We start from the raw sequence: 12,156 nt of genomic DNA, 5'->3' as shown, positions 1-12,156 counted from the left end.
CCGTAGCGAGTGTGCGCGCCGCGAGTCAGCTCACCGAGCTGGTCTTCGGCAGCACGACGTCCCCTGGGATCTCCGGGATCCGGGTCGCGCGCACGTAGACGGTGTCGCCCTCTTTGAGCCCGAGCGCTTCGGCGTCACCGCGGGTGATCTGCGCGGTGAACGGCGCGTGGGTCGCGGCGCTGGTGAGCTCGATACGCACTTCGAAGCCCAGCATCACGATCCGGTCAATCGTGGCTCGCGTGACCCCTGCCGACGAGACGCTGCCGTCGGCCTGCGCGATCGCCATGTCGGGGTTCCGCCCGACCCGGATGTCGTGCGGGCGCACCAGGCTTCCGTTCAGCGAGGACACCGCGCCGAGGAACGACATGACGAACGCGTTCGCCGGGGTGTCGTAGACCGCGGTGGGCGAGCCGACCTGCTCGATGCGGCCCTTGTTGAGCACCGCGATCCGATCGGCGACGTCGAGCGCCTCGGCCTGGTCATGCGTGACCAGCACGGTCGTGACGTGGACCTCGTCGTGCAGTCGACGCAGCCAGGCCCGCAGATCTTCGCGCACCTTGGCGTCGAGCGCGCCGAACGGTTCGTCGAGCAGCAGCACCTGCGGATCGACGGCCAGCGCACGCGCCAGCGCCATCCGCTGCCGCTGCCCCCCGGAGAGCTGGTTGGGGTAGCGGGTCTGGAATCCGGCGAGGCCGACGACCTCGAGCAGATTGTCGACCTTCTCCTTGATCTCGGCCTTGGGCCGCTTGCGGATCTTCAACCCGAACGCCACGTTGTCGCGCACGGTGAGGTGTTTGAACGCCGCGTAGTGCTGGAACACGAATCCGATCCCGCGGCGCTGCGGCGGCACCTTGGTGACATCGACACCGTTGATCGTGATGGTGCCGGTGTCGGGCTGGTCCAGGCCGGCGATCGCGCGCAGCAGCGTCGACTTGCCCGATCCGCTGGGACCCAGCAGCGCGGTCAGCGATCCGGACGGCACCTCGAAGTCGATGTTGTCCAATGCGGCGAAATCGCCGTAGTGCTTGTTCGCACCCCGGACGACGATCGCGGCGGTGGTCTCGGCGGTCATGGGTCCTCTTCCCCGGCTCACTTGCTCTGGCGGGCTCGGCGCGCGTCGAGCACCACCTGGACGATCAGAACGAACACCGCGACGCCCATCAACAGCGTCGCGATCGAGTAGGCGCCGTACTCGGCGCCGCGGTTGTAGCGATCGGCCACCAACAGTGTGAGCGTCTGCGAGGTGCCGGGCAGATTCGATGACACCATGAGCACGGCGCCGAACTCGCCGAGCGTGCGAGCCACCGTCAACACCACGCCGTAGGTCAGGCCCCACCGGATCGAGGGCAGGGTGATCCGCCAGAACGTCTGCCACCACGTCGATCCCAGCGTCGCGGCGGCCTCCTCCTGATCGGTGCCGATCTCGTGCAGCACCGGTTCGACCTCGCGGATGACGAACGGCACGGTGACGAACACGCTGGCCAGCACGATGCCGGTGAACCCGAAGATGATCTTCCAGCCGAAGTCGTTCTCCACGAAGCCGAACAGCCCGGCCGACCCCCACAGCAGAATCAACGCGACACCGACGACGACGGGCGATACCGCGAACGGTAGGTCGATGACCGCCTGCAGGATCGTCTTACCGCGAAACCTGTTGCGGGCCAGCACGAGAGCAGTCGGCACCCCGAACAGCACGTTGAGTGGCACCACGATCGCCACCACGATCAGCGACAGCTGCAGAGCCGAGATCGCCGCGGGGGTCCCGACCGATTCCAGGAACGCGCCGACACCCGGGGAGAACGTGCGCCACAGGATCAGCCCGACCGGGACCACAACGAGGACGAGGATGTAGGCCAGTGCCAGGTACCGCAGCAGATGCTTGACGACGGGCGACAGTGTCATCCCGCCAGCTCCTCGCGCTTCGCCGCGCGGACACCGATAGCCCGGAGCACGAACAGCACCACGAACGAGATCACCAGCAGCACAATGGAGATCGCCGCGGCGCCGGTGCGGTCGTCGTTCTCGATCAGGGTCCGGATCCACTGCGAGGAGACCTCGGTCTCGCCCGGGACGGCGCCGCCGATCAGCACGACGGAGCCGAACTCGCCGATGGCCCGGGAGAACGCCAGACCGGCGCCCGACAGCAGCGCCGGGAGCAGCGACGGCAACACCACCCGGGTGAAGATGGTCCAGTTGTCGGCGCCGAGCGAGGCCGCGGCCTCCTCGATCTCCCGGTCGAGTTCGAGCAGCACCGGCTGCACCGACCGCACGACGAACGGCAGCGTCACGAACAACAGGGCGATCCCCACACCCCACTGGGTGTGCTGGAGGTGCAGACCCACCGGGCTCGCGGGCCCGTAGAGCGCGAGCATGACCAGGCTGGCGACGATCGTCGGCAGCGCGAACGGCAGGTCGATCACCGAGTCCACCAACCGCTTGCCGGGGAAGTCGTCGCGGGTGAGCACCCACGCCACCAGCAGCCCGAATACCAGGTTGATCGCGGTGACGGCGATCGAGATGGTCAGCGTCACCCGGAACGACGCGATCGCCGAGGGTGAGGTCACCGCGGCGGCGAACGCCTCCCAGCCGCCCGCCGCGGACTGCCACAGGATCGCGGCCAGCGGTAGCAGGACGATGACGCTCAGCCAGATCGAGGCCGCGCCCACCCGCAGCGACGTGGTCCCGTGCCGGCCGGGACGCACGCCGCGTGCGGCGGAGTCAGGCTGCAGGGTTGCCGTCATCCAGTGGCCTGCTTGTAGATCTTGGTGATGCTGCCGTTCTCCTTGTCGAACAGCGCGGGATCGACCTGACTCCAGCCACCGAGGTCGGCGATCGTCCACAGCTTCTCCGGGGTCGGGAAGTCGATCGCGAAGTCCCCGGCGACGCCCGGGTCGACGGGCCGGAAACCGGCCTCGGCCCACAGTTTCTGGCCTTCGGGCGTGTACAGGAAGTTCTTCAGCGCGGTGGCCTTGTCGGCGTGGGCCGAGCCGGTCACGACCGCGACGGGGTTCTCGATCTTGAACGTCTGCGGCGGGTTCACGTGCTCGACGGGCTTGCCCTGCCGTTCGACGTTGATCGCCTCGTTCTCGTAGCTGATCAGCACGTCACCGGTGCCCTGCAGGAACACGTCGGTGGCCTCCCGGCCGGAGCCCGGCCGGGTCCGGACGTGCTCGGTGACCAGACGGTTGACGAAGTCGAGGCCGGCCTCGGGGTTCTGGCCGCCGTTGCTCTTGGCCGCATAGGGGGCCAGCAGATTCCACTTGGCGGAGCCGGAACTCAGGGGGCTCGGGGTGACGACCTCGAGCCCCGGCTGCAGCAGGTCGTCCCAATCCCGGATGTTCTTCGGGTTGCCCTCGCGCACGACGAGCGAGACGACCGATCCGAACGGGATGCCCTTGGTGACGTCGGCGTTCCAGTCCTCGGCCACCTTGCCGGCCTTGACCAGGCGCGTGATGTCGGGTTCGACGGAGAAGTTGACGATGTCGGCGGGCTTGCCGTCCTGCACGGCACGAGACTGGTCGCCCGACGCGCCGTAGGACGAGGTGACGGCGACGCCCTTGCCCTCCTCTGTCGCCGCGAAGGCGGGGATGATCTTGCTCCACCCGGGTTCGGGCACCGCGTACGCGACCAGCGTCAGCGTGGTGTCCGCGGCCGGTCCACCGGAATCTCCGGCGACGTCGCTGGCACCGCCACCGCAGGCGGCCAGGACGGTCGCGGTCAGACCGAGTGCGGTCGCGGTACGCCACCGCTTGGCGAACGGGAGGTCGGAGAACTGGGGCATGGGGTGGGCCTTTCCTTGGTTTTCTGCAGCGGGCTGGAGGAGAGCACCCGTCGATGCGGCAAGGAAACGACGTCAGGTCATGACGGCAGACGGCCGTCACCGATCCCATACCGCGGACGGGAGGGTTCAGCGACAACAGGCGACGTCTGCAACAGCGCAATCACCCACGGCGATGAGTGCCAACACATGGCACTGCGCTCCGCCGGACGCTGCTTGCATGGCGGGAAGAGTAGCAGAGCCGGCAACCGGCTCGCCCGAGGTGATCAGCGAGTGAGCAGCCACATGACGATGACGAGGACGACGAGGGCTATCAGGATGAGCGTCACCCGCGACCGCGGCATCCCCGTCACCGGGCGTCCTCGGTGCCGTGACGGGCGCGGCGGAGCACCTTGATGCTGCGTCCGAGCACCCCGTCGAGCAGCACCGCCAGCGCGAACGCCACCAGCAGCACCACCGGCATCACCACCGCCGTCTGGGCGACGAAGCCCAGCCCGGTCAGCCAGAGTTCGACGCCGTCCCACCAACTCAGGAATGCGCCCACCACGCCAGCCTAGGCGATGCAAGGATGGGCCCGTGTCGACTGAGGTGGAGGAGACCGACTGCGTCGTGTCGGGCGGTGGCCCGGCCGGGATGATGCTCGGACTACTGCTGGCCCGCGCCGGGGTGCGCGTCACGGTGATGGAGAAGCACGCCGATTTCCTGCGGGACTTCCGCGGGGACACCGTGCACGCCAGCACCCTGCGGATGCTCGACGAACTCGGCCTGGGCCGGGCGTTCGCGCAGATTCCGCACCGGCTGATCGAAACGCTCAGTGTGAACCTGCAGGGCACGACGGTGCAGGTGGATCTGCGCCGAATTCCCGGCTCGCACAAGCACATCGCCCTGGTTCCGCAGTGGGACTTCCTGGAGTTGCTCGCGTCCGCAGCCGAGCAGGAGCCGACGTTCACGCTGCTGCGCAGCACCGAGGTGCTGGCCCCGATCCGGGAGGGCGGACGGGTGACCGGCGTGACCTACCGGGATTCGGCAGGGAACACCCGCCGGTTGCGGGCGGCCTTGACGGTGGCGTGTGACGGCCGCGGATCCACGCTGCGGGAGTCGCTGGGGCTGACGCCGACGAGTTTCGGTGCGCCGATGGACGTCTGGTGGTTCCGGCTGCCCCGGCGCGACGACGATCCGCAGGGCCTGGCCGGGATGCTGGGCACCGGACACGCCGCGATCGCCATCGACCGTGGCGACTATTTCCAGATGGCCTACCTCATCCGGAAGGGCAGCGACGCCGCACTGCGGGCGGAGGGCGTCGAAAGCCTGCGCCACCGGGTGGCCGAACTGGTGCCGTTCCTGGCCGACCGGGTGGATCAGCTGAGCTCGTTCGACGACGTCAAACTGCTCGACGTCCAGCTCAACCGGTTGCACCGCTGGTTCACCGACGGACTGCTCCTCATCGGCGACGCCGCGCATGCGATGTCGCCGGTCGGCGGGGTCGGGATCAACCTCGCCGTCGCCGATGCCGTGGCGGCCGCGACCATTCTCGCCGCCCCGCTGCGCGAACACCGGCTGACCGAGCGGCATCTGGCGGCGGTGCAGGCGCGCCGCTGGGCGCCCACCATCCTGGTGCAGTCCGCGCAGCGGATCGCGCACCTCCGCGTCATCGCCGCCGTGGTGGGCGAAGGCGCGGTCGAGGCTCCGGCGGCCGTCCGACTGCTCAGCCGAGTCCCCGCGCTGCGCACGCTGTTCGGCGCGGCCGTGGCCATCGGCCCGTTTCCGCAACGCATACCGCGCTTCGCGCGTCGGTGAGCCCGGAGTCGACCGACCTGATCGGTGGACGCCGAGCAGGTCGGCAGTCGATGATGTCCGAATGGTTCTGCACGACACCGGTCCGACCGCCCCCGACGTCACCGCCGCGCCCCCGCAGCCGCGCGACGAACCCGATACGCCGCTGACGCTGACCTCACCGATGCCGTATGCCCCGACCCTGCGCAATCCCTTCCCGCCGATCGCCGACTACGGCTTCCTGTCCGACTGTGAGAACACCTGTCTGATCTCCTCCGCCGGATCGGTGGAATGGCTGTGCGTACCCCGGCCGGACTCCCCCAGCGTGTTCGGGGCGATCCTCGACCGCGGTGCGGGCCACTTCCGCCTCGGCCCCTACGGCGTCACCGTGCCCGCGGCCCGCCGGTACCTGCCGGGCAGCCTGATCCTGGAGACCACCTGGCAGACCCACACCGGCTGGCTGATCGTGCGGGACGCGCTGGTGATGGGACCGTGGCACGACCTGGAACGCCGGTCGCGCACCCACCGCCGGACCCCGATGGACTGGGACGCCGAGCACATCCTGCTGCGCACCGTGCGGTGCGTGAGCGGCACCGTCGAAGTGGTGATGGATTGCGAACCGGCCTTCGACTACCACCGCGTCGGCGCCGAATGGGAGTACTCCGGACCGGCCTACGGCGAGGCGATCGCCCGGGCGACCCGCGACCCCGATTCGCATCCCACCCTGCGGTTGACCACCAACCTGCGGATCGGTCTGGAGGGCCGGGAGGCCAGGGCGCGGACCCGACTCAAGGAGGGCGACAACGTGTTCGTCGCCCTGAGCTGGTCGGGGCATCCGGCGCCGCAGAACTACGAAGAAGCCGCCAACAAGATGTGGCAGACCAGCGAGGCCTGGCGGCAGTGGATCAACGTCGGCGACTTCCCCGACCACCCCTGGCGGGCATATCTGCAGCGCAGCGCGCTGACCCTGAAGGGTCTGACCTACTCCCCGACCGGCGCCCTGCTGGCGGCCAGCACCACCTCGTTGCCGGAAACCCCTCAGGGCGAACGCAACTGGGACTATCGCTACGCGTGGGTGCGGGATTCGACGTTCGCGCTGTGGGGTCTGTACACGCTGGGACTGGACCGCGAGGCCGACGACTTCTTCGCGTTCATCGCCGACGTGTCGGGCGCCAACAACGGTGAACGCCACCCGCTGCAGGTGATGTACGGCGTGGGCGGCGAGCGCAGTCTGGACGAGGAGGAGCTGCACCACCTGTCGGGCTACGCCGGGGCGCGGCCCGTGCGGATCGGCAACGGCGCCTTCGACCAGATGCAGCACGACATCTGGGGCACGATGCTCGACTCGGTGTATCTGCACACCAAATCGCGCGAGCAGATCCCCGAGGCCCTGTGGCCGGTGCTCAAGAACCAGGTCGAGGAGGCCATCAAGCACTGGAGGGAACCGGACCGGGGCATCTGGGAGGTGCGCGGCGAACCGAAGCACTTCACCTCCTCGAAGGTGATGTGCTGGGTGGCGCTGGACCGCGGATCCAAACTCGCCGAACTCGAAGGCGAGAAGAGCTACGCCCAGCAGTGGCGCACCGTCGCCGAGGAGATCAAGGCCGACATCCTGGCCAACGGCGTCGACGAGCGCGGGGTGTTCACCCAGCGCTACGGCGATGATGCGCTGGATGCGTCCCTGCTGCTGGTGCCGCTGGTGCGGTTCCTGCCGCCGGACGATCCGCGGGTGCGCGCGACCGTGCTGGCCATCGCCGACGAGCTCACCGAAGAGGGTCTGGTGTTGCGCTACCGCACCGAGGAGACCGACGACGGACTGTCCGGCGAAGAGGGCACGTTCACCATCTGCTCGTTCTGGCTGGTGTCGGCGCTCGTCGAGATCGGCGAGGTGAGCCGGGCCAAGCATCTGTGCGAACGCCTGCTGTCGTTCGCCAGCTCGCTGCACCTCTACGCCGAGGAGATCGAGCCGCGCACCGGCCGACACCTCGGCAACTTCCCGCAGGCGTTCACCCATCTGGCGTTGATCAACGCCGTCGTGCACGTGATCCGGGCCGAGGAGGAGGCCGACAGTTCCGGGGTGTTCGTCCCGGCCAACGCGCCGATGTAAGCGAAGGTTCAGCGCAATGTCAGGATCACGGTGTATCCAAGTCTTGTCGGGGTGCGACATCGACGCGCACGATGGTGTTGCCACAGAAGGGGACGAGTATGGATCACCGCACGGACGCAACATCGCGCCGCGTCATAGATATCGCGATCGGCATCCTGATGGGCCTGCGGGGCTGCTCGGAACGGCAGGCTTTCGATGAGCTCGTCGCGGTCGTCAGGCAGACCGGGCTCGGAATCGGCCGGGTGGCAGGCGGTTTGGTCGCACTCGCGGGCGGGTCGGCCTCAGCCGAGCACGCGGAGGCGTTCACCGTCTGGGGTGAGCTGATCCGCGGCGTGCGGTCGGCCACGCTGTCCGCAGCGCACTGACCCCGATCGGGTCCGCGCGTCAGCGCCCGGCCGCGTTGTCGACCATCTCGGTCGCGATGGTGGCCGCCTCGTCGCCGATGGTGTAACCGCAGGCCCAGGTCTCGACCACCACGTTCGACACCGCGGCCAGCGCATGCTGGCACGCCCAGCCGTCGGCGTCGCGCTGTTCGGAGACCTGGGTGAGCAGCTGACCGTCGAAGCGCACCGGCTCCATCTGCCAGACGAAACTGTCGGACCCGTCGTAGACGGTGAGATCGTCGGCCTGGCACTGCTCCCACGTCGTGTGGGAGGAGTCGACGAACGCCGTCGCCTGATCCGGCGAGCCGAACAGCACTGCCGTCTGTTCGACCCAGTGGTCGTTGTCGTCGCTCGGCTCGCGTGCCACCTGATCGCGGACCGCGGTCCATCCGCTGCCCTCGTACACCGGTTCCTCGGCGCCGTAGATAGCGCCGACGCACGCCGGATCCGAGATGTCGGCGGAGTGGTCGGTCATCGCTTCGGCCACGTCGTTCGCGGTCATCTGCGTCGAGCCCATGATGCCGTTGAGTTCACCGATCGTCAGCAGCACCCGATCGAGCTGGGCCTCGGTCAGCGGCGCGACATCCACCGGTGCGGCGCTCGCGCCCCGCACCGCCCGCCCGTCGACCGTGCTGACGCAACCGGACAGCGTCAGCACCGCGACCAGCGCGACCAGTGGGGCGCGCATCAGCCGGACAGCTTGTCGAGCATGACCTCGGCGACGTCGACCGCGTCGCGGGCGCCTGCGGCCTTGGCGTCGGCCACGTCGGTGATCTCGATGTCGACGATGCAGTCCGCCGCGACCCCGAGCGCGCGCTGCAGGGTGATGCCGTTGTCGCCGGACTCGTGCACCACCACCGCGGACACCATGCGTGGCTCGACCACGACGTCGGAGATGCGGCTCTGCTCCCCGGCGCCCCGACCGTCCTGCTGCAGCACCATCGTGCGGCCGTCGCAGCGCTGCCATTTCTCGGCGACCGAGGCGAAGAATGCCTGGGCATCGGCGGACGAGGCGAACTGCACCACCCCGAAGAATCCGGTGAGCGACGGTCCGTCGACGCCACCGCCCGCCCACGACCGGGTAGCCACCGACCGGACCGGACTCGCGGCGTAGGTCATCTGCTGCAGCCGGTAGGTGGCGCTGACGCATTCGGCCGGGAAAGCCTGCGCCCGGTCGACGCCGCGCAACAGCATGTCGGCACCGCCCTGGACGAGTTGACCCATGAACCCGGTCGGGGCGATCCCCAGTGCGCCGGAGAGCTCCTGGGTGGTGGGAAGCACCTGATCGAGCGCCCGCGCGATAGGCGGGGCCGGGTTCGCCGGGGATGCCGGTTTGTCCATGACACGGCCGTCCACCTGGGAGGAGCACCCGGCCAGCAGCAGACCCGCGACCACCACGGTCGACAGGATGCGCGCGGACGGCATGCCTTTCAATAGCACGCCTGGCCGTATCGCGCGTGCGATCAGACCGTTTCCAGGATGGCCTCGACCGCGTGTATCGCCTTGGCGCGGTTGTCGCCGCGCCGCTCGCCCACCGGGGTGACCGCCAGCGACACCTCGGCGATCGTGTCGCCCCGGACGCCGAGGGCACGCTGGTACTGCGAACGACCGACCGCCGGCGGCAGCTCGGTGACCACCGTCGCCGAGAGGATCCGGTCGGTGTCGGTGACGTCGTCGATCACCGCGGTCATCTGGCTGTCGCTCGCGCCGCGCAACCGCTTGTCGACGGTCGTACCGTCGCACTGCCGCCACTGCGCGGCAAACGTCTCGAACAGCCGGTCGGCCGCGGCCTCGCTGGCCATCCGGACCACGACCGCGTCCATCCCCGACACGGCCGCGCCGGCGGCGAGCGAGAAGTAACTCTGCCGCGCCGCCTCGAGCACCGCGGCGTCCTCGTAGGCGAACCGCGGCGCGGTGTCGGTCACCGCGACGCAGGCGATCGGTGCCGCGTCGGCGTCGGTGCGGAACCCGTCGGGCAGGATGTCGGCGCCTCCGACGAAGGGGGCGAATCCGAAAGTGCTCAACCCGTTTCCGACCGCTTCGGCCAGCTCGGCCTCGGTCGGGAGCAGGCCCAACACCGACGCCGCGGGACGGGCGGCGCCCTCGACGGTTCTGGCGCATCCGGGCAGTGTCGACGCCGCACAGCACAGCGCGACGAGGACAGCGGCCCGGACCGACACCGGGCTACTTCTTCGGCTTGTCGCCGGCGGCGTCGGTGGACAGCGCGGCGACGAAGGCCTCCTGCGGGACGTCGACCCTGCCGATGGTCTTCATCCGCTTCTTGCCCTCCTTCTGCTTCTCCAGCAGCTTGCGCTTACGGGTGATGTCACCGCCGTAGCACTTGGAGAGCACGTCCTTGCGGATGGCGCGGATGTTCTCGCGCGCGATGATCTTCGAACCGATCGCAGCCTGCACCGGCACCTCGAACTGCTGGCGCGGGATGAGCTCTTTGAGCTTGGTCGTCATCTTGTTCCCGTACGCCGCCGCGGAGTCCTTGTGCACGATCGCGCTGAACGCGTCGACGGCCTCGCCCTGCAGCAGGATGTCGACCTTCACCAGCGCCGCCTCCTGCTCGCCCGCCTCCTCGTAGTCGAGGCTGGCGTAGCCGCGGGTGCGCGATTTCAGCGAGTCGAAGAAGTCGAAGATGATCTCGCCGAGCGGCATCGTGTAGCGCAACTCGACCCGCTCCGGGGACAGGTAGTCCATCCCGCCGAGCTCGCCGCGCCGGGATTGGCACAGCTCCATGATGGTGCCGATGAACTCGCTGGGCGCGATGATCGTCGTCTTCACCACCGGTTCGTAGACCGTGCGAACCTTGCCCTCCGGCCAATCCGACGGATTGGTGACGATCAGCCCAGAATCACCGGGAGCCGCGTCATCCGTGATCACGCGGTAGACGACGTTGGGTGACGTCGAGATGAGATCGAGGTTGAACTCGCGCTCGAGGCGTTCGCGGGTGATCTCCATGTGCAGCAGCCCCAGGAAGCCGCACCGGAAACCGAAGCCCAGCGCCACCGACGTCTCGGGCTCGTATGTCAGCGCGGCATCGTTGAGTTGCAGTTTGTCCAGCGCGTCGCGCAGCACCGGATAGTCCGAGCCGTCGACCGGATACAGTCCGGAGTAGACCATCGGCCGGGGTTCGCGGTACCCGGTGAGCGCCTCGGTGGCGCCCTTGCGGGCGCTGGTCACGGTGTCGCCTACCTTGGACTGGCGGACATCCTTCACCCCGGTGATCAGGTAGCCGACCTCGCCGACGCCCAGCCCGTCGGACGGTTTGGGGTCCGGCGAGACGATGCCGACCTCGAGGAGTTCGTGAGTGGCGCCGGTCGACATCATCGCGATGCGTTCGCGCGGGGTGATCTTGCCGTCGACGACGCGCACGTAGGTGACCACGCCGCGGTAGATGTCGTAGACCGAGTCGAAGATCATCGCCCGGGCGGGGGCGTCGGCGTCACCGGTGGGCGCGGGGATCTGGCGGACCACCTCGTCGAGCAGTTCGGTCACACCCTCGCCGGTCTTACCGGACACGCGCAGCACGTCGGACGGTTCGCAACCGATGATGTGGGCCAATTCGGCGGCGTAGCGATCGGGGTCGGCGGCGGGCAGGTCGATCTTGTTGAGCACCGGGATGATCGTCAGATCGCGGTCGAGCGCCAGGTAGAGGTTGGCCAGCGTCTGCGCCTCGATGCCCTGCGCGGCGTCGACCAGCAGCACGGCGCCCTCGCAGGCCTCGAGCGCACGGGACACCTCGTAGGTGAAGTCCACGTGCCCGGGGGTGTCGATCAAATGGAGAACGAACTCTTCGTCGGTGCCGTCCTCCCGAGCGACCTTCCACGGCAGCCGTACGTTCTGCGCCTTGATCGTGATGCCGCGCTCGCGCTCGATGTCCATCCGATCCAGGTACTGCGCCCGCATGTCGCGGTCGGCGACGACGCCGGTGATGCCCAGCATGCGGTCGGCCAGCGTGGACTTGCCGTGGTCGATGTGCGCGATGATGCAGAAGTTCCGAATCTGCGCCGGCGCAGTGAACGTCTTGTCGGCGAAACTACTGATGGGAATCTCCTGGTAGAAGTGCTGGCCGGGCACGCGGTGTACCCCCACAAAGGGTATCGACC

13 protein-coding genes are annotated in these 12,156 nt (G+C 68.7%); 3 read left to right on the top strand and 10 right to left on the bottom strand.

Features of this window, described 5'->3' with window-relative positions:
* Window positions 1-25: 25 nt before the first annotated feature.
* The 6 genes from A5757_RS21535 to A5757_RS21515 all read right to left on the bottom strand — a co-directional run bounded on the left by A5757_RS21535 (window position 26) and on the right by A5757_RS21515 (window position 4,322).
* Window positions 26-1,072, bottom strand: coding sequence for a sulfate/molybdate ABC transporter ATP-binding protein (locus A5757_RS21535; protein WP_066838487.1), 1,047 nt, complete (start codon window positions 1,070-1,072; stop codon window positions 26-28).
* 17 nt (window positions 1,073-1,089) lie between these two features.
* Window positions 1,090-1,902: a sulfate ABC transporter permease subunit CysW gene (gene cysW, locus A5757_RS21530; RefSeq protein ID WP_066838484.1), complete on the bottom strand. Its 813-nt coding sequence runs from the start codon at window positions 1,900-1,902 to the stop codon at window positions 1,090-1,092.
* The gene (gene cysT, locus A5757_RS21525; protein ID WP_066838481.1) at window positions 1,899-2,741 is read right to left on the bottom strand and encodes a sulfate ABC transporter permease subunit CysT; all 843 of its coding nucleotides are present in this window, start codon (window positions 2,739-2,741) and stop codon (window positions 1,899-1,901) included. The genes cysW and cysT overlap by 4 nt, the downstream gene beginning before the upstream one ends.
* Window positions 2,738-3,781, bottom strand: coding sequence for a sulfate ABC transporter substrate-binding protein (locus A5757_RS21520; protein WP_066838478.1), 1,044 nt, complete (start codon window positions 3,779-3,781; stop codon window positions 2,738-2,740). Before A5757_RS21520 ends, cysT begins: the two co-directional genes overlap by 4 nt.
* Before the next feature lie 126 nt (window positions 3,782-3,907).
* Entirely contained in the window at window positions 3,908-4,000 is a 93-nt protein-coding gene (locus tag A5757_RS24085; protein ID WP_369815980.1) for an Ms4533A family Cys-rich leader peptide, read from the bottom strand.
* 127 nt (window positions 4,001-4,127) lie between these two features.
* Window positions 4,128-4,322: a hypothetical protein gene (locus A5757_RS21515; protein ID WP_066838796.1), complete on the bottom strand. Its 195-nt coding sequence runs from the start codon at window positions 4,320-4,322 to the stop codon at window positions 4,128-4,130.
* Window positions 4,323-4,354: 32 nt separating this feature from the next.
* Between A5757_RS21515 and A5757_RS21510 the strand changes: the two genes are divergently transcribed.
* The 3 genes from A5757_RS21510 (at window position 4,355) to A5757_RS21500 (ending at window position 8,023) form a co-directional block, all read left to right on the top strand.
* Window positions 4,355-5,575: an FAD-dependent oxidoreductase gene (locus tag A5757_RS21510; RefSeq protein WP_255360382.1), complete on the top strand. Its 1,221-nt coding sequence runs from the start codon at window positions 4,355-4,357 to the stop codon at window positions 5,573-5,575.
* A 61-nt stretch (window positions 5,576-5,636) separates the two neighbouring features.
* A complete protein-coding gene (locus A5757_RS21505) occupies window positions 5,637-7,658 on the top strand; it encodes a glycoside hydrolase family 15 protein (protein WP_066838473.1) in 2,022 nt (673 codons plus the stop codon).
* Between the two features lie 98 nt (window positions 7,659-7,756).
* Window positions 7,757-8,023, top strand: coding sequence for an ANTAR domain-containing protein (locus A5757_RS21500; protein WP_066838470.1), 267 nt, complete (start codon window positions 7,757-7,759; stop codon window positions 8,021-8,023).
* 19 nt (window positions 8,024-8,042) lie between these two features.
* Here the strand turns inward: A5757_RS21500 and A5757_RS21495 are convergent, their stop codons facing one another.
* Genes A5757_RS21495 through lepA form a run of 4 tightly spaced genes read right to left on the bottom strand, consistent with a single transcriptional unit; the run spans window position 8,043 to window position 12,151 of the window.
* Window positions 8,043-8,729 carry a sensor domain-containing protein gene (locus A5757_RS21495; RefSeq protein WP_066838467.1) on the bottom strand — a complete coding sequence of 229 codons (687 nt, stop codon included), beginning with the start codon at window positions 8,727-8,729 and terminating at the stop codon, window positions 8,043-8,045.
* Window positions 8,729-9,466, bottom strand: a complete 738-nt coding sequence (locus tag A5757_RS21490; RefSeq protein ID WP_066838464.1) for a sensor domain-containing protein — start codon at window positions 9,464-9,466, stop codon at window positions 8,729-8,731. Before A5757_RS21490 ends, A5757_RS21495 begins: the two co-directional genes overlap by 1 nt.
* Window positions 9,467-9,504: 38 nt before the next feature.
* On the bottom strand, window positions 9,505-10,221 hold the full coding sequence (locus A5757_RS21485; protein ID WP_066838462.1) for a sensor domain-containing protein: 717 nt from the start codon (window positions 10,219-10,221) through the stop codon (window positions 9,505-9,507).
* A gap of 4 nt (window positions 10,222-10,225) precedes the next feature.
* Window positions 10,226-12,151 carry a translation elongation factor 4 gene (gene lepA, locus A5757_RS21480; protein ID WP_369815986.1) on the bottom strand — a complete coding sequence of 642 codons (1,926 nt, stop codon included), beginning with the start codon at window positions 12,149-12,151 and terminating at the stop codon, window positions 10,226-10,228.
* Between the last annotated feature and the right edge of the window lie 5 nt (window positions 12,152-12,156).

Origin of the sequence: Mycobacterium sp. 852013-51886_SCH5428379, assembly GCF_001665575.1 — a bacterium.
Taxonomy (GTDB): Bacteria; Actinomycetota; Actinomycetes; order Mycobacteriales; family Mycobacteriaceae; genus Mycobacterium.
The sequence above is the reverse complement of the archived record's forward strand: the minus strand, read 5'-3'. Positions and strand labels throughout refer to the sequence as shown.